The sequence below is a fragment of the Fibrobacter sp. genome (genome assembly GCA_012523595.1).
GTDB lineage: Bacteria > Fibrobacterota > Chitinivibrionia > Chitinivibrionales > Chitinispirillaceae > JAAYIG01.
Genome location: JAAYIG010000167.1, coordinates 1 through 18,288 on the forward strand (window position 1 = coordinate 1; position 18,288 = coordinate 18,288).

Sequence of the window (18,288 nt, forward strand, 5' to 3'; positions counted from 1 at the left end):
AATCTCATGAGTAATACGGGAAACAGTTGAGAGGCACCTGAGTGCCTCTCTATGCACCCCTGCGCTATACCTGGCAGAATATCTTTATGGCTCCCTCTGGACAGGTATCGGCTGCATTCTGGTACTCCTGTTCAAACCAGGTAGGAATCGTCTTGTGACGCGGTGATGCCTTCCCATCTGCACCCATGTCAAATGCATCCGGGCACAAACTGGCGCACAAACCACATCCTGAGCAAATGTCATTATCTACTAAAACTCTCATAACCCTCTCCGTCGAGTTTTTAATATTTCTAAAAATCTGCTTTGCAATCATGATGCCAGAGTAGAAAAGCTCCTGGCATCAAATTTGCCTCTTGTGAAGCAATGGACTCGTCACTTATCACTTTCTCCCTGATTGCCGCAATCATATTCACTGCTATTTATGGCTTTGGCTTTCACAGCGGGCCAAGAAGCGCCCTGGTGATCTTCTTTTCGGTTATTTTCTCCTCTGTCTGGGCTGCCGGACTATGGCTGAGGCCTGTTGGTCCAATGTTTATGGGAGTTTTCTGGCTGCCGCTTATAGCTGTGGCGCTGATATTCTCGGTACTTCTGGCATTTGGAATTGGTGGAATATCCTACAAGAGCAAGGATCCACAGGCAGTCTCCCCCACTCCTCTGGTGGTTTTCTTCTGGGTTCTGGCGGTATTCCTGATTGTGGCGATTATAACAGGGTATCTGGTCAGGTAAAGGAAAGGGCCTTTGAGGCCCTTTTTCGATTTGAAAACTGTAGGATTATTTTCGCGATTTTGAAAGGTTTTCAGCTTCACGCACCATCTGACTTGCATAACCCCATTCATTATCATACCAGCTCATTATTTTGACAAGATTTCCATCTACAACCTGCACAAGTTCAAGATCTACAACCGATGCACGCTGGTCTTTGATAATATCTGTGGATACAAGGGGATCTTCACTGACACCAACTATGTTTTTATATCTGGGGCTTGAGGCTTCTTCCCGGAAGATATTACGGATCTCCTCCACTGTAGTAGGACGTGAAGTGATAAAGGTGATATCTGAAAGTGACCCGTCTGCAACAGGTGCTCTCACTGCTACCCCGTCAAATTTTCCCTTGTACTGAGGGAGCGCTCTGGTTGTGGCAATTGCTGCACCAGTGCTTGTGGGCACAAGATTCATCGCTCCAGCACGACCACGGCGAAACTTTTTACTGGGTGAATCCACTATGCTCTGTGTTGAGGTATAGGAGTGAACAGTGGTGAGAATCGCTTTTTCAATTCCGATTCTGCGTCCCATTATCTCTACTACAGGAGTGATACAGTTAGTCGTGCAACTGGCACAGGAGATAAGTTTGGAATTTGGATCCACTGTGTTTACACCCACCACTACTGTCCCCACCTCTTCCTCTTTGGATGTAGTGGAAAGTATTACCGATTTGGCACCGGCATTTATATGCTTTTGCATATCCGCTTTTCCGGTTAATTTACCCGTGCACTCAAAAACCGTATCTACACCCAGTTTTCCCCAGGGCAGTTCAGAAGGGTCTTTGGAACTGAAAACCGGAATCTTCTTTCCACCGATCAACAAAGAGTTCCCCTCCACCTCTACACTTTTCTCATACTTTCCATAAACGGTATCATACTTTAGCAGATAAGCCAGGTTATCTGGCGGGACAAGGTCGTTAACAGCCACAAGATCGAGTTCAGGGTTATCCAGCACAATTTTAAGTGTTGCACGCCCGATTCTACCCAGCCCGTTAATAGCTACTTTGAACATAAAAATCCCTCCTTTAAAAAATGGTGTAAGGGGTAAGAGAAGCAATACTGGAACCAGTTCTGTTCTGTAGCAGTCCGCTCCTCACCACGGCATATTCTTTGCACTTATCCCCCGGAAAGAGGGGCAATTCTGTTTGGAAGACACACCTATGAATTTCAACTCCCAGAGCCAAAACCCTGAAAAGCAGAATGAATCCTGCATCAAAACAGAAAAGCCTGTCCGGGTAATACCAGAAAAGAAATCATATGGAAATGAAAGATTAAGCCGCTATGTTCTTCTGGGCCTTCTCACAATCTCGGCCATAGCATTCATCCCACTGATCTCAATTTTTATCGAACCACTTGTCCTGGCGACCGCATTTGCGGTTCTTTTTTACCCTCTTTTTCAGGGTCTGCTAAAACTTACCAGGGGCAAAAGAGCACTCAGTTCAATTCTCTGTTGTCTGCTCCTGCTGATAGGACTTCTAATCCCCACATACATTCTCTTTGACCTTATGGTCCGGCAGATGATCGGGTTCTACGGCACCGCACAGCCTCAGGTGATGGAGTTATTCGAAAAAGGGAAAGAGAGCAGAATTTACAACCAGATAACCGAATCTCCTGTTTTCCGCTGGCTTCTGCTATTTAATATCGACTGGCAGACACTGCTGCAGAATCTCCTTCAGCAATTCACTACTTATGGCACAACATTCCTTAATCGCACATCTGTGGGCATTTTCGGGTTTATCACAGATATCTTTGTTACTCTCTTTACTATGTTCTACTTTTTTATCGACGGAGAAAGATTTCTCATCCGTCTGCGCATGCTCTCACCCGTAAAATCGCAGTATATCAACCTGATCTTTTCCAGATTTCTGCAGGTCTCCAGGGCAACAATCAAAGGCACACTGGTTGTGGGTTTTATCCAGGGAGCATTTGGCGCACTCACACTCCTCATTTTCGGAATACAGACCTGGGTCCTGTGGGGATTTGTCATGGTGGTCCTCTCTATCATACCGTTGCTTGGTTCCTGGATGGTCTTGATTCCTGCAGGCATATTCCAGATCCTTGTGGGAAAGTTCTGGACGGGTGTTGGTATCATACTTGTCAGTCTGGTAGTAGTGTCAAACATCGACAACCTGATTCGTCCGAGGCTTGTTGGCCAGGGGGCAAAGATGCACGATCTGATGATCTTTTTCTCCACCCTGGGAGGACTTAGCATTTTTGGTATCAGCGGCTTTATAATCGGCCCGGTTATCGCCTCATTTTTTGTGGCATTGATTGACATCTACCAGACAGAATTCGGGACTCGCCTCGATCAGTTCAGAGAGAGCAGGAACAAGAATGAGCAGGATGATAAAACAGATTCTGTATGAGTTTCAGCAATTCTATCTTCTCACCTGTCGCGGCCTGTTGAATATATTCCGCCGGCCTTTTTACTACCGCGATCTGATGGAGCAGATGGACTATGCCGGAGCCGGCTCTCTTCTTATCATCCTCATGGTCGCGCTCTTCATAGGGATGGCTCTTTCACTGCAGATCGCTGCGGAATTTGCTGTTCTCGGTCTGCAGATATACACAGGACGGGTAGTAGGAATTTCAATTATAAGTGAGATCGGTCCTGTGGCAACGGCACTGGTGTTTGCAGGACGGGCTGGCTCCGGGATGGCTTCGGAACTGGGAACTATGGTACTGCGTCATCAGGTTGACACCCTGAGAGTTTTCGGGATAGATCCTGTAAAGAAGCTGATCACTCCCCGCATTCTGGGATCTGTTCTGATGCTTCCTGCGCTCACTATCATAGCAGATGCTGTTTCGCTGACCGGTGGATGGTATATCTCTTCAGTAGTCAATAACCAGAGCAGCACTGTTTACTGGGACTCTATAAGGGTAATAATGGAAACGAGGTATATAATCTCAGGTGCTGTAAAGCCCTTTGTATTCGGTCTTATAATCGCAGGGATAAGCTGCTACACCGGCCTTTCCACCCATGGGGGGGCAGTAGGCCTGAGAAGTTCCACAACCAGGGCATTTGTGATCTCTACTATCCTGATAATTATCAGCGATTTTATAGTCACTAAAATTATCCTCTTTCTCTTTGGTTACTCGGTATGATCAGATTTGAAAACGTCACCTTTTCACGGGGAGGTCACACTGTACTGAAGGAGGTCAGTTTTTTTATCGGCAGCAATGAAACGGTAGCTGTATTGGGAAGCAGCGGCGAGGGGAAAACCACCCTGCTGAGACTTATTCTGCGTCTTCTGCATCCCGACAGTGGCAGAATATTCATTGATGATCTTGACATAACCGACCTGCCTGAAGAAAAACTGGCATCGGTAAGGAAAAAATTCAGTATCGTTTTTCAGGATGGTGCGCTGTTTGATTCTCTTACGGTAAGGGAAAACGTAGCATTCTATTTCCGTGAATTTACAAATTATACCGAGAATGAGATTGAGAACCATGTCAGGAAACTCCTGGGGTTTGTGGGAGTTGAAGAAGCAATCGATCTGATGCCTGAGGAGTTGAGCGGAGGCATGCAGAGGAGAGTAGCCATAGCCCGCGCTCTGGCAACCAGGGAATCGAAGATGTTTCTCTACGATGAGCCTACGAGTGACCTGGATCCGCTCAGTGCAGATAAAATCTGCAGATTGATCAAAGATCTTGATGGAAGGGAGAGGGGGTTTATCGTTGTGACACATGCAATACCCGATGCCTTGAGACTTGCCCGGAGATTCATGTTTCTTAAAAACAGCAGTATTCTCTTTGATGGAACAAAAGAGCAGATGCTTAATGCAGATATCCCGGACCTGCGACTTTTCCTCAGTTACTGGAGGGAGATACACTGATGTATGAAATGCAGAAAAAAATAGCCTGGTCGTCTTTAAGATCGGGTATTGTGATAACTCTTGCTGTTCTGTTTCTTTTCATTACAATCTTTTTCTCAGGCAACATAAGCGCTGTCCTCTCCCCTAAAAGCACCCTCTTTGCCAGAATTCAAAACATACAGGGTTTAAGAACCGGTGCGCCGGTATGGCTTTACGGCTATGAGGTCGGTATCGTAAAGGAAATAAAACTCGATAAAGACGGTGCTGTAGTGAAAATGGCAATTAACCAGAAAAACTTTTCCGCCTTGAGCAAAAATTCAGTTGCCATGATCATGACCATGGGTATCCTGGGTGACAAATACATCGAGATAAATCCAGGCACACACACCGGGGTTCCAGTAGCTTTTGAAGATACCATTTCCGGAATGAGCGCGACAGGGTTCGAGCAGATAATAGCCTCTACCAGGACAGTAATGCTAACACTTGACAGTACGCTTATGCTGCTGGGAGCTGTCCTTACAACCTTGAAAGACAGTGGCGGCACCCTCCATAAGCTGGCCAGCGATCCTGGATTATATGACAATCTCAATGCAAGCGCCGGTGCCTTGTCGCGTTTAACCAACAGGTTCTATTCAAAAAAGGGATCTCTTTCGATGCTGGTCGAGGATAGTTCTCTTTACACCAATCTCAATGATATAGCCGTTGGAATTTCAAGCCTTCTGGAAGATATGAGAAATGGCTCCGGCGATAACAAAGGCAGCCTGGCCGGAGTTCTTCTCAAAGACCAGCAATTAGCCGAGGATGTGCGACAGACAGTGTTATCTCTTAAGAGTGCTGCTGACCAGATTGACAAACTGATAGCTGATCTCAGAAAAAATCCGGGAAAATACTTCAACATCAAACTATTCTAGACCTGATTAAGCTGATAAGGAATGATTACACTGATTTAGCAAGAGAAAGAGATTTAATGATAATCCGGCTCTATAAAATTGACTACGATTGCTAATTGATTTGTGCCTCCATGTGAGATGCTTCTGCACATAATAGATGTTTCGATACCGATTCCGATTCCGAAAATGGCACTAAATGGTAAGTGCGGGATTTAATTTCTGATGCCGTGTACTACAATTCGGAAAAAGCTCAGGGAGAGAGATGACAATAGCAATAATACTGGCGATACTGGAAGTTTTCGGTTTATTCGCTATTGGAGCCCTGGCCCTGAATTCAGGATATATAAATGACAACGAGATTGACAGGTGGTCCAAATTTGTCCTGGATTTTCTCTTCCCGGCCTACATTTTCCATTCTATAACATCCGGCCTGGAGGTCAACCGTTTCATAGAGCTCTGGCCGCTCCCGCTGATTGGGCTTGGGCTTGTGATCTATGGAATGCTGTCCGGAATACTCCTGAGATTTGGTATCTTTTCCAACAGTCGGAAAATACACCGCACATTTATACATTTCTGTGCGGTTAACAATTCAGTGTATCTCCCCATCGTTATCATCCGTAATGTCTGGGGAGAAAGCATGCTGGCAAATCTATTTCTTTTCAATCTCGGAACCACTCTTGGAGTATGGACAATCGGAGTAGGGATTCTCAGGACCGCAGAAAAAAAAGACATACTAAAAATCAGACAGCTATTAACCCCGAATCTCGCAGCGATTATAATCGCCCTCATTGTTGCTTTCAGCGGAATTTACAAATACTTTCCTGAGGTTATTATCAGAATTATCTCTGCAGCAGGATCGGCATCGGTACCTGTCATGCTGATTCTGATCGGTGCATCATTTGCACAATCTTCAGCTATCAGAATAACCTGGGCGGTAATCTACAGCACTATCGTACGTCTGGTCATCCTCCCCACCCTTGCCATTATTGTACTCAAGGCTCTCCCGATCTCTCCTGATGTCTTCACAGTAGCAGTAGTGGTCTCATTGATGCCGGTTGCGGCCGCATCAGTGATTTTTACCCGCAGGTTTGGCGGATCACCCTCATTTGCCGCAAGCACTGCTATCTTGTCGACTCTGGCCACAGTAGTCACAGTTCCAATTGCTTTGTGGCTTATTTTCGGTCAAGCAGGGAAATAACTTTTAAGACTGGTAATATTATCACGGGTACCTTGAAGAAACTCTCTGAGGTCCCTGTAGTGCATCGGGTTTACTTCCAGCAAAATCGTATCATCGTATTCGTGACGCGCGAGTTCGGCACAATATTCTTTCCATGGCGCAAACCCTTCATCGAGAGGATAATGGTCCTCAGGACCAGAGGGTGTTTGTACCGTATCATGGGCATGTACATGGCGAACCCTGGATAGAAAGTGGTCATCCGGATAATCTTCCTGTTTTCCAATCGAGGAGGCCCGGAAAGTGTGACCAAAATCCCAGCAAATACCTATTCCCGTGCCGTCAATCAGTTCAAGGCAGCTTTTATAGGTGTCCCCCAGTCTCACCATTCCCCTATTGGATACACTCCAGGGGATCTGTGTTTCACAAACCGGAATTATATCCCCGTAATTATCAACAACTGTTTGATCGATCCACCGGAAAAAAGCTTTTGATGATGCTAATGCATTATCCAAAGGGCGGAAAAACGGATCCCACTCAGCTCTCCCGCCATGAAAGACCAGAGGCATTGGGACACGGGTGATCTCAGCCGCTTTCCGGACTGTTTCAAGGAATCTCTGCAGTTCCGGGATTCTGGATTTATCAAAAATCTCCGGTGAGAGGGATTTGTAAAAATGGGGATGAAGAGAAAGGAAAATCCCCTCAGCGGAAAAGATCCTGGCAGCCTGGAGAATCAGTTCCCTGTCGGTCTCCTCACCGATGGCAAACTCAACGAAGGAAACGCCGTACTCTCTCAGCATGGATCCAAGAACCGATGGTTCAGCAAAGCGTTTCTGCCATTTTTCATCGAAGATATCTAAGATGTCGAGTTTCTGCCCAAATAGTGCCATGTCTTTTTCCAGTATGGGTTTTGGTAAGGGGACAGAAGTGATAGCTTCAAAAAGTGTTCCAATTTTCTCGGGCCTGGGGACGGACTACTTTTTTCTCTTTTTCATTTTTCGGGGACAGACTGTTTTTTTTCCTTTTTCGCATCTAATAAGGAAAAACTGTCCAAAGTGCCTGATTTTGTGAACAGAAAAGCATAGATCTTGTGGAATTTTCGAGGATATGAATGTATAAACTGTGATTTATGTGATTTTGTTTTCCAAGCCAGTGCGTCCTTTGGCTCTCTCGGCGTTTAAAACTCCCTGGGAAGTTATCCCCATAAAAGCAAAAAAGTAGTCTGTCCCCTGGGTTCTAAAAGTAAAAAAGCAGTCTGTCCCCGGCGCAGAATCACCAGGGTGAAAGTGATTATGCAATGTTTTCGATACCGATACCGATTCCGATTCCAAAGATCGAATCTGAGCAAAAGTATCATACCTGTTGTATTTTCATCTGATCAGTTATACCGATTTTCTCTTTTTAACAAGGAACGACACTGTTGATACAGTATACAGGATTCAAATACTGCCCGAACTGCGGGAATGAGGCTCTGGAGGTTTTTCTTAAAAACGGGATCAAATGCAGGAACTGCGGATATATTTATTTCCACAACATGGCATCTGCGGTAGGAGGGATAATTATCTCTAATAAAGAGATACTGCTGGCTAAGCGCGCACATGATCCATGTATAGGGATGTTTGACCTGCCCGGTGGTTTTGTCGATTACGGGGAGACGCTTGAAGGTGCCCTCAAGAGAGAGATCCGTGAAGAGATCGGCATAGAAGTATCTGAACCAGAGTATATCGGGTCTTTTCCAAATACCTACTATTATGAGAATGTCACCTATTTTACTTCCGATGCCTTTTTCGTATGCAGAATGCTGAACAATGAGCAGCCGGTATTGAGCACTGAAATAAGCGGTTTGATATTTGTAAAACCGGAAGCTATACCTTTTCAACAGATTGCCTTTGAATCAGCCAGAGCTGCCCTGCGCTATTTCAGTTCCATTTCATCCAGGTTTATTTAGTTCTGTTCAAACGTCAAGACCGGGTTCAATCTTCCGCAGAAATGACATGCAAGGTAAGAATGTGTTTGTAATGAATCAATTCAGTTTCAAGGCGTCATGTCTGTGAAAACAGGCATCCAGTTCTCTTAAATATCAACATTTTGATTTGCTTCGCAGGGATGTAATGAAGCGTAAGAGAGCTATTTGTGATTTAATAAAGAAAATTCAAATATTCTTCCTGATGACATCTTCCATTTTACCTGCAATAATATCCCAATCCAGTGACTTTGCATAATCCAGGGCATTTTCCTGCAATCGTTCACGCAATTCATTGCTTTTCAGCAGAGTAACTGCTTTTGAACAAAAATCATCGATATTACCCGGTTCATATAACAAACCTGTTACCTCATCCTGAACAGAATCGCGCAGCCCTTCAACGTTACTTGAAAGCGATACAGTTCCACACAGGTTTGCCTCGATATTGTTTATCCCCCACCCCTCTTTTGCGGATGGATTTACAAATATCGTAGCTCTGCTCAGAAAATCCCGCTTGGTGCTTTCGTCAATTCTTCCTAAAAAGGAAACCAAATCTGCTACTCCGGAAATTTCCGCAATCTTTTTCAGCTCCTCAAGATAATCACCACTTCCAGCAATTTCCAGCTTTACCTCAGGTATTTCTCTCTTCAACACTGGAAGAGACCTGATCAGAAACTGTACATTCTTATATTTCATAAGCCTTCCAACATACGCCAGCACAGGCGAGGAAGCTTTAGGAACTGTGGGATGAAAAAAAGAGGTGTCAATTCCAGGTTCCACGATGTGAACATGTTCTTCAGGGACTCCGGCTTTTACTATATCTTCTCTGGTGCTTCTGGAAATAGCAACAAACGATTCTTTTTTGTATACAGGACTGAACAGTTTTTCCATCAGGTAAATATAAGAAGCCAGAATGAAGTTGGTTTCCTGGAAAATTGATTTTCCAAAAAAATGCATCACCATGTGCAGTCTCGGACGACGCACAAAAAGAGGAGTGAAAAAAGGAACCTTATTCAGATCCTCGATTATCATGTTATATTTATTGCTGTTCTTTATCAGCCAGGGAATCACGCTGTAATTGAACAGATATTTATTTCCGATACGGATGGTTTTTATTCCCTCGTAAACGACTTCCTTTTCTTTATCGAATGAGTGAGCCAGAACAGTAACATCAAAACCTCTGTGCACTAAACGCTTGAAAATTTCGTGATAGTAAATCTCAGCTCCACCCGCCTCCGGATTGAGAATATCACGCCAGTTAATGACCAGAATAGATTTTTTCATTTACTCACCAGGAATAATCAATTCAATATCTCAGATTACGCAGGAACTGCTAAAAATAGTTTTCTTCCTTCAGAAGCAGAAACTATTACTTCTGTCTTTCACACCAGTCGATCCAGATTTCCCTGAGATGTTTTTCGAGGCATCCTGTATACTTTGCTCCATCGCAAAGTTCTGAGTTTTTCATTTTTTCCCTCAGAGAGGCACGCAACAGAGCCAGTCTGTTCAGATCAGAAGTTAAGCGGCGTGCGATCTTCACGTATTCTTCCGCAGATTCAGCTACTGCTTCCCTCAATCCAATTTTGTCAAGCACACTCGAAACCATTCGGCCTGCGTGGCGGTCCCCTCTCAAGGTAATCACAGGTACACCCATCCATAGTGCCTCGCAGGATGTAGTATGCCCGCTCCAGGGGAAGGTGTCAAGAAGCAGATCGATATCAGAATAAATCTTGAGATGCCCCTCAGATGGAACTTCCCGTCTGAAACCGATTCTATCGGGATCGATCCCGGATTTGACACATAGTTCCCTGAGTCTCGAGATGGAATTATCTGAAAGAGTCGATCGGAAAACAAGCAATCTGGATTTGTCAACAGCATCGAGCACATCAGCCCAGAGTCTCAACACATCTTTGTTAAGTCTGGAAAGAGTGTGGGTCGATCCGAACGTGACAAATCCATTCTCCAGAGCCGGCAGACAGGAGACATCAGGCGCACTCTCCGGAGGAGCATAGCAGCAGAATCCGCTTTCCAGACGGATCAGTTTTTCAGTATGAAGATCCGCTTCACCCGGAGGATCAGCTATCGCATCGGTCAGCCGGTAATCCATGGATTTAAGCCCCGTTGTATTAGGATATCCTATACCTGATATCTGCACCGGAGCGGCCCTCAGTGCAAAAATTCCCAATCGATTCCCGTTCATGTGACCGGCGCAGTCAATCAGAATGTCTATTTTATCTTCTTTTATCAATTCCACAGCACTGTTGTCATCAAGGCGCTCAATCTCTCTCCAGTTCTGTGCTTGTTTTTTAAACATTTCTGTTCTTTGATCCTGATGGGTGGTCTGGGAATAACAGAACACCTTAAATTCATCTCTGTTGTGATTCAGGATAAGCGGTTCCAGGAAAGAAGCAGCCGGATGCCTGCAGAAGTCCGGAGAAACATATCCGATTTTCAGAGGGCGGCGGGGATCAGGATCATTTGCAAACGATCTCACTGGTTCGGGTCTCCTGCCAAACCACCTGATATGTTCCTCAAACAGGGATTTCTGATCGTACGCCGGATCGTAGTTCATAGCAAGCAGAAGATTGTCAGCAGCAGCAGAGCATTCCGGATCGATATCCAGTACTTTACGGAAACACTCTACGGATGCCTCCTCTTCACCGGCAGAAAGAAGGCACTCTCCCAGATTTAACAGTGCAGATACCATCCCCGGGTTAAACCGGAGAGCATTTCTGAAACAGAAAACCGCTTCATCTATTCTATCCCATCCTCGCATCACAATTCCAAGATTGTGATAGGCATCGGGGAAATCCGGCCTTAGATTAAGAGCCTGAACATAGCATTTCTTTGCGCTTTCAGGGTCTTTCCTCAAAACATGGATATTTCCCATTCCGTTAAGCAGATCAGGCGAATCCGGAGAAAGGTGCAGCGCTTTCTGCATGTAACTCAGCGCTTCATCGTACCTTTCCAGACCTGAATATACCTCTGCCATATTGACAAGCAACATAGGAATATCGTCTCTTAACCGGCTTGCTCTCTGAAATGAATCGAGAGCATCGCTGAGTTTCCCCTGCTCCTTAAGGATTAATCCAAGGTTCAGAAGAGCTTCAAAGGAGTCACTTTTCAGGCGCAGAGCCTCTCTGAGGTGTACCGTTGCTTTATCATAGAGTTTCAGTTCTTTAAGTGCAGAGCCGAGATTAAAATGTGCAGCAAAGAAATCAGGTTTTAAAAGGGTAGCTTCCGTGAAATGTTCTACAGCTTTTTTAAAATCTCCTGAAAGACGAAAAGCATTGCCAAGAGCAAAATGGATCTCATGTGATTTGGGGAAACTGGAGTTTAACTGTAGCAGAGTCTCCTGTGCTTCCTTTGTTTTCCCCTCTTTGAGCAGATCTATTCCTCTCTGATACAGGGCTCGGTATGATATGTCTGATTTATCCGTCATTTCTGCGTTTTCTCTCCAGAATTGGATTTTAACCACTCAACAAGGCGATGTCAAGCATAACCAGGAAAAACTTCATTCTCTACATTCTTCTCTCTTCCCGTTCTGTATAGTATTTTTTAACCGAAAAATGAACACAAACAACCATATTTTCTATCTCGCTCCGCTGCGCGGCATTACCGATTGTTTTTTCAGAACCGCTTTCGAAAAATATTTCGGCAGGTTCAATTTTCTGATGACCCCGTTCATACCCACAGTTAAAGGAAAAGCGGTAGCCAGATCGCACATAAAAGATATTCTCTCTGAAGACAACGACCGCAGAAGAGTGATACCTCAGATTATCGGAAACAACCCTGAAGAGATCCTCACACTGGCATCATGTCTGACAGATCTGGGATATTCAACTGTAAACTGGAACCTTGGATGTCCGTTTACACCGGTAACCCGTAAGAAACGCGGTTCAGGGCTTCTTCCCTACCCGGAAATGATAAGATCGATACTGGATACACTTGTCCCATCACTGCCATGTTCCCTTTCCGTAAAGGTAAGACTAGGGCTTAATGACAAGCACGATCTGGAGAAAGTTATCCCTGTTTTCAATGATTTTCCTCTCTCTGAGGTCATTATTCATCCCAGAACCGGCTCACAGGAATACTCCGGATGTGTAGATATCGAAGCATTCAGAATATGTGCTTCTGAGTGCAGACACAGAGTTGTGTACAACGGAGATATTTTCACTGCCGATGATTTTGCAAATCTATCAAAGAGTTTCCCTGAAATAAATCGATGGATGATAGGACGGGGAGTAATTGCAAACCCGTTTCTTCTTCAGGCACTGCGCGGTTGTGATGCAGAACCTGACAGATCCAGGCTAAGATTATTCCATGATGAATTCTACTGTAATGTCTCCAGGATACTCAGTGGTCCGGCTCATGTTCTAGGCAGGATGAAAGGGTTATGGCTTTACCTTGCCGGATCTTTTCCTGAGGAGAAAAGACTGCTGAAAAAGATACAGAAAACCAAAAGTATCGCTTCATATATGGAATTGATTGATTCAGTGTTCAAGTCAGAAGTGTCCGGTAAAGTATACATTTCATAATCACTTTTAATTTTTATCGCCATATCTGTTCGTGTTCTTACCCGTACGAAACCGTCCAGTCTGTTTTTTGATTTTAAGCAGCTTAGCTGGTCTGCAAACGCAGGAATCTTTTATTAAAAGCAATAAAAAAACGGTAGCGGCCGTGTCCCTGGCCCCTAAAACCCCCGCTGAAGGTAACGAATCATTATCCATGCCGGAGGACCGTCATGGTCAGGACCTTCTACGTGACAGATGTTCATCACAAGCAGCACTTTTCTTTCCACGTTTTCTGTAAAATCAGGAATCCAGAAATCATCTTAGTCAATTAAATCACAGTTCAGACTCTTATCCATACAATTATCGTTTCTTCTTCCACCAGTAAAAAATTAAGAAGCTAGCTTAACTTACCCGACTTGTAACAGTTTCCCGCGGGGTACTGCACTACGTCAACACAGAGGGGGTGGCGGAAGACCGGAGTCTTCGACGGGCTGGAGACAGGGGGAGACCTTCCCCGCATTATCTCTTAAATGCAAAATGTGTGCATAAATGCAGAGCACTTCGGTTGTGAGGCAAAAACAAGCTAACCTCCACCAGAGTTTCTTCTTTAAAAAAATTCCACAAATAACCCTCATCCAATCTCGCATTCCTTTAATAAGTCCTATGTTTTTCACCCAAGGTTTCAGGTTTCCTATGAATACTAATAAAATTTGCATTATCGGAGCAGGGTCATTCGGGACTGCGCTGGCGAACTGCCTTGCCCTGAATCATCAGAACGAACTTCTCCTTTTTTCCATCGAACCGGATGTAGTCCATGATATTAATGTCTATCACAAGAATAGTAAATACCTCCTTCATACGCAGTTAAGCGACAGAATCGGTGCCACAGCAGACCTTCAGGACACTTTGAAGTGTGACATTCTGATGCTTGCAATCCCATCCCGTCATGTTATGGATTTCGTGCTGGAAAATAAGCGGGTGATAGAGAGTGCCGGTCTGGTAGTAAATCTGGCCAAGGGATTTGGTCGGGATAGCAAAAACATTGCAGAGGATCTTGAGGAGAATATCACCGTGCCGGTGGGCTGCCTGAAGGGGCCAAGTTTCGCTTCGGAGCTTATAAATCACTCCCCTACCGCGTTTACTTTTTCCTCAAGGGAACCACTTTACTTTGAAGAGATAGTTCAGGTATGCAGGGGAACCAATCTGCATCTGGATTTTACAACAGATATGGCCGGGGTAGAGATCCTCAGCATAGTCAAGAATGTCTATGCAATCATACTTGGGATTTTCGATGCCACCTTCAACTCGGCAAATTCGCGGTTTATGGTGTTTACCCGTGCAGTAAACGAGATCCGTTCCATTTTAAGGAGATTCGGAGGGGATCCTGAGACGATATTCAGATATTGCGGCATAGGAGATTTAGGGCTTACATCATTAAATGATCTGAGCCGGAACCGGACTATGGGGTTGTTTATCGGGAAGGGATTTTTCACAGGCTCTGTTACTGAAAGCATAGTATTAGAGGGTAAACAGGCATTAATGACCCTCGTTTCATCTGTTGCACCACAGGGGTTTAACCCTGAGTTTCCGATGCTGTGCAATCTGAGGAGATTGCTTGAGGGGCGGATTACGCCTCCTGAGTTTGTTGGTGAGGTGCTGGGGTAAAACCCCATTAAGCCCCAAATGTTTTTCTTCTCGGGGTCGGATCGGTATCGGAATCGGTATCGATTCGCCTGACTATGCGAAACCGACCCATGATTAACTTGATTACTTGATCCTTCTTAAAAATAGAACTCTGGTTTTCATTTGAAAATCTCTCGTCACCGATCCTGATTCCCAACCAAAGCTAACAGTGTACGATCCTGAATTTTTCCCCATTGCCCTTTTCCTGTGCGGCATTTAGTTTTGAGTTGATCTCAAGAAATCATTCCCGGTTGTATTTCCCATTCAGCTTGAAAAGTGTATTCCCTGCATCTCCTTGCACCGGCATTTTCCAGGCTGTAAAGATAATTCCCTTTCAGACAATCTAATTGCGGCCAGTATGCTCCGCCTCTGAAGATCGGGCATACTTTAATTACATCTTTCACCTGGTTATTACACAGACTGGATAGTGGCAGCACCGCATTGTTCAGGTACCAAATAACAAAAGGAGGAAAAGCATGGTTTTTAATGAAAGTCTCAAAGACAGCAACCAGGATATCAGCGATTTAACAACAAATAATTCAGTTATGGAGAAGAAACTGAGGGAAAGAGGAATTACTTTTGACTCTGATGACAAAAAAGATCCTTTGAGATACAACAGGACACTTAAGATGTATATGGAGTTTGAACAGATCGATCTTCCATCAAATGTAGTCAGATCTTTTTTTCCTCCCGATTACAAATTCCCGTCACTGGAGGAGATGAGTCGGAAGGAACTGAAGGAGAAAGTTAATGATATCCTTCAAATTCTGGAGAAGAATCATGTTAATATTGTTCTTTCTGATGGTGTTCCAGACAGTATTTATTACAAGTATATCCTCGATGATGTCCTTGATGACACAGTACCGGTCTCCTCAGAAAGCATACAATTTATAACTTATATCGGGTGCAATGGATATTGCGAAGAATGTTTCCAGAAGGACTATTGCGAGATAGAAGAGGAGGAAGAGGAAGCTTGAGCTATTAAGATATCTGCTGCGAAAATTCAATTGCAAAGTATTGCCTTTTCTGATAATATGAAGAAAGAGGTTGAACTCACTGAAATTTTTGGGGAAAAGAGAAGTTGTGCTGATTTATACATTGAAAATCAGCGTTTTTTGCCGCATGAACTATATTTATTCTGTTCAGATATGCGCTTCTGATCTGGACTAATATACAAATCTTTTCTCACCCAGGATTTATTCCATGGCACGACTGACCTCCATCGTCTTCCTGCTTACGGCTGTCTTTACTGTTGCTGGTGAAGAGTGGTTTTTCCAGAGTCCTTTTCCCGATGGTTCACCAATACAGGGTATTTTCCCGCTCTCCTCCGATACGCTGGTTATAATCGGGTATGACGGCACAATTTCGTTGAGCCCCGATATGGGCAGAACATGGGAAATAAGGCCCAGACTGTTTCTTGGTGATGGCTTTCAAGCTGCCATGTTTCCTTTTGACAGGGAAAACATATGGTTTTTGATGGAGAGAAATGGCAGTAAATATGTATCAAAGATAAACATTTTCGAATCAGTTGTGGATACAATCAAAATCGGAAAAAACACTATTCGCAACATTTATATGCTTTCTCCTGACAGCGGATGGATAGTTGGGTCTTCCGACCTGCTAATGAAAACAATGGATGGTGGGAAGACATGGGAATCGATGCCTTCAGGACAATCCACCTCATGGTATGCCGCACATTTTGAGGATTTCAACACAGGATGGATTGTGGGTTTTGACGGGAAAATAGCATTCACTCAGAACGGGAAAAACTGGGTCCTTCAGTCAAGCAAAACCACCCAGCAACTGAATGCTGTCATCTTTGTGAGTGACAGTATCGGATTTGCAGCAGGTAATAAGGAAACCATACTCAAGACTGTAAACCGGGGTACTACCTGGACCTTAAAGCAGATCGATACTACCAAATCAATAGCCAGGATTTTCTATCTTGACAGCACTCTAATTGCTGTCAGCGGTAATGGAGCAATATACCGGTCAACTAATCTGGGAGAGGACTGGATCACTGTAAATGATTCAGCAATTTCCAACGTGGAATCGGTTCTTTTCACGGATTCATCGACCGGCTACCTGTCAAAAACCGGTGATATTGCCAAAACAGAAGATGGCGGGAAAACCTGGAATTTTCTCTTTAAACCTGTGCTGAATGATTATCTCAGAGCGGTATGTGCAGTAGACAGCAATACAGCTTTTGCGGCAGGTGATTCAGGTGTTATCGTTTCCACCAAAGATGGCGGCAATAGCTGGACTTTGCATGAAACCGGATTTACAGGTAATTTTTTTGGTATCCATTTCCCTACCCCAACCCATGGCTGGGCAGTGGGAAACTCAGCCACTATTTTTCACACATCTGATGGGGGAGAAACCTGGGAAGAGCAGGGAAACCCCTTCTCATCAGTTTACGACTTTAATGCTGTAAAATTTATCAACAATGACACAGGATTAGTAGCGGGAACCAAGGGAGCACTTCTCCGTACCACCGATGGTGGTAAGAACTGGGAGATTTTAGACAATCCATCAACATCCTCTACAATCGTTTTTAACTGCATTCAGATGCTCAATGCACAAACAGCTTTTCTTGGTGCCAGCAGAGGAGAGCTTTACAAGACAGTGAATTGCGGAGAATCCTGGGCAAGAAAAACAATCAGCGCACCGGGTGGTGTAACCCCGATTATAGAAGATCAATACATTCTTAATGTCTGTTTCCTTGATGAACAGACCGGCATTGTCACAACATCAAACGCCCGCTTCTGGTATACCAAAAACGGAGGAAGTACATGGGCTTACCACTCAACACCCACCACCTCTTACAACTCTTACGTATCGGCATCACTTGACACTTTTTTCATTCTCTTCTGCAACAGTTTTATCAAAACAGACAAGGAATTTCAGGCCTTTTCACCAATCAAAAACCTGGGTGCAAATCTTTTTGCTATAGATTTCAGTGGTAACACCGGATGGGCTATAGGCACTATATATGGACTCTCTGCCGCAACTATTATGAAGATAAAGCTGAAAGAGGACATTGCTGTCAATTCAACGGTAATCAGCCGTAAAAAGATGACTAATAATATTCGGTATAAAAAAGAACTCCCATTCTCAATAATTCCTCTTTCGCCGGATGATAAGATATTTACTCTGTCAGGAAGATTAGTACGTGATCTCAAGCGGCCGGGTTCACCTGCTGTAATTAAAAGGGTGGCTCCGGGGGTGGATGAGAAGTGAGAGCCATCAGCCCTGCTACTTATTCTTAAGCAGGATATAATTCTTAAAGCCCCCAAGCTGTCTTCCCCCGAATACTTTCTGCTCAAGAAAAGTAAGGATGCGGTATTTAAGCCTGTCATGCTTATGCCGCACTGGAGATTTTCCTGTGTACTGAAGCTGATCTTTCCAGTCCATCCGGGCAATCCAGGGTTTCATTACCTCAGGGTATGTTCCTTTGTATAGAGACGCCCTTTCCAGGGAGCCATAGT

General features: G+C 44.4%; 17 protein-coding genes. 11 read left to right on the plus strand and 6 right to left on the minus strand.

The window, feature by feature from the left end:
* Window positions 1-64: 64 nt before the first annotated feature.
* Window positions 65-262, minus strand: a complete 198-nt coding sequence (locus GX089_11340; protein NLP03081.1) for a ferredoxin — start codon at window positions 260-262, stop codon at window positions 65-67.
* Window positions 263-363: 101 nt separating this feature from the next.
* Between GX089_11340 and GX089_11345 the strand changes: the two genes are divergently transcribed.
* Entirely contained in the window at window positions 364-726 is a 363-nt protein-coding gene (locus tag GX089_11345) for a hypothetical protein (protein ID NLP03082.1), read from the plus strand.
* A 45-nt stretch (window positions 727-771) separates the two neighbouring features.
* Here GX089_11345 and GX089_11350 read toward each other — a convergent pair whose 3' ends face one another.
* Window positions 772-1,773, minus strand: coding sequence for an aldehyde dehydrogenase (locus tag GX089_11350; protein ID NLP03083.1), 1,002 nt, complete (start codon window positions 1,771-1,773; stop codon window positions 772-774).
* A 133-nt stretch (window positions 1,774-1,906) separates the two neighbouring features.
* Here GX089_11350 and GX089_11355 point away from each other — a divergent pair, with 133 nt between their 5' ends.
* The 5 genes from GX089_11355 to GX089_11375 all read left to right on the plus strand — a co-directional run bounded on the left by GX089_11355 (window position 1,907) and on the right by GX089_11375 (window position 6,664).
* Entirely contained in the window at window positions 1,907-3,127 is a 1,221-nt protein-coding gene (locus tag GX089_11355) for an AI-2E family transporter (GenBank protein ID NLP03084.1), read from the plus strand.
* Window positions 3,096-3,866 carry an ABC transporter permease gene (locus GX089_11360; protein ID NLP03085.1) on the plus strand — a complete coding sequence of 257 codons (771 nt, stop codon included), beginning with the start codon at window positions 3,096-3,098 and terminating at the stop codon, window positions 3,864-3,866. Before GX089_11355 ends, GX089_11360 begins: the two co-directional genes overlap by 32 nt.
* Window positions 3,863-4,597, plus strand: a complete 735-nt coding sequence (locus tag GX089_11365) for an ATP-binding cassette domain-containing protein (protein NLP03086.1) — start codon at window positions 3,863-3,865, stop codon at window positions 4,595-4,597. The genes GX089_11360 and GX089_11365 overlap by 4 nt, the downstream gene beginning before the upstream one ends.
* Window positions 4,597-5,487: an MCE family protein gene (locus GX089_11370; GenBank protein NLP03087.1), complete on the plus strand. Its 891-nt coding sequence runs from the start codon at window positions 4,597-4,599 to the stop codon at window positions 5,485-5,487. The genes GX089_11365 and GX089_11370 overlap by 1 nt, the downstream gene beginning before the upstream one ends.
* A 241-nt stretch (window positions 5,488-5,728) precedes the next feature.
* Complete coding sequence (locus GX089_11375) at window positions 5,729-6,664, plus strand: hypothetical protein (GenBank protein ID NLP03088.1); 936 nt, start codon at window positions 5,729-5,731, stop codon at window positions 6,662-6,664.
* Here the strand turns inward: GX089_11375 and GX089_11380 are convergent.
* Window positions 6,649-7,530 carry a TIM barrel protein gene (locus GX089_11380; protein NLP03089.1) on the minus strand — a complete coding sequence of 294 codons (882 nt, stop codon included), beginning with the start codon at window positions 7,528-7,530 and terminating at the stop codon, window positions 6,649-6,651. The genes GX089_11375 and GX089_11380 overlap by 16 nt on opposite strands.
* A gap of 530 nt (window positions 7,531-8,060) precedes the next feature.
* Here GX089_11380 and GX089_11385 point away from each other — a divergent pair.
* Window positions 8,061-8,588 (plus strand): NUDIX domain-containing protein, encoded by a 528-nt coding sequence (locus GX089_11385; GenBank protein ID NLP03090.1) that lies wholly within the window; start codon window positions 8,061-8,063, stop codon window positions 8,586-8,588.
* Window positions 8,589-8,792: 204 nt separating this feature from the next.
* Here the strand turns inward: GX089_11385 and GX089_11390 are convergent, their stop codons facing one another.
* Window positions 8,793-9,887 (minus strand): glycosyltransferase family 4 protein, encoded by a 1,095-nt coding sequence (locus GX089_11390; protein NLP03091.1) that lies wholly within the window; start codon window positions 9,885-9,887, stop codon window positions 8,793-8,795.
* Window positions 9,888-9,972: 85 nt separating this feature from the next.
* Window positions 9,973-12,045, minus strand: a complete 2,073-nt coding sequence (locus GX089_11395; GenBank protein ID NLP03092.1) for a tetratricopeptide repeat protein — start codon at window positions 12,043-12,045, stop codon at window positions 9,973-9,975.
* Window positions 12,046-12,172: 127 nt separating this feature from the next.
* Here GX089_11395 and GX089_11400 point away from each other — a divergent pair, with 127 nt between their 5' ends.
* The 4 genes from GX089_11400 (at window position 12,173) to GX089_11415 (ending at window position 18,040) form a co-directional block, all read left to right on the plus strand.
* Window positions 12,173-13,141, plus strand: a complete 969-nt coding sequence (locus GX089_11400) for a tRNA-dihydrouridine synthase family protein (protein ID NLP03093.1) — start codon at window positions 12,173-12,175, stop codon at window positions 13,139-13,141.
* A gap of 669 nt (window positions 13,142-13,810) precedes the next feature.
* Window positions 13,811-14,782, plus strand: a complete 972-nt coding sequence (locus tag GX089_11405) for a glycerol-3-phosphate dehydrogenase (protein NLP03094.1) — start codon at window positions 13,811-13,813, stop codon at window positions 14,780-14,782.
* A gap of 494 nt (window positions 14,783-15,276) precedes the next feature.
* On the plus strand, window positions 15,277-15,777 hold the full coding sequence (locus tag GX089_11410) for a hypothetical protein (protein ID NLP03095.1): 501 nt from the start codon (window positions 15,277-15,279) through the stop codon (window positions 15,775-15,777).
* Window positions 15,778-16,003: 226 nt separating this feature from the next.
* On the plus strand, window positions 16,004-18,040 hold the full coding sequence (locus GX089_11415) for a hypothetical protein (GenBank protein ID NLP03096.1): 2,037 nt from the start codon (window positions 16,004-16,006) through the stop codon (window positions 18,038-18,040).
* A 15-nt stretch (window positions 18,041-18,055) separates the two neighbouring features.
* Here GX089_11415 and GX089_11420 read toward each other — a convergent pair whose 3' ends face one another.
* Window positions 18,056-18,235 (minus strand): hypothetical protein, encoded by a 180-nt coding sequence (locus GX089_11420; GenBank protein NLP03097.1) that lies wholly within the window; start codon window positions 18,233-18,235, stop codon window positions 18,056-18,058.
* Between the last annotated feature and the right edge of the window lie 53 nt (window positions 18,236-18,288).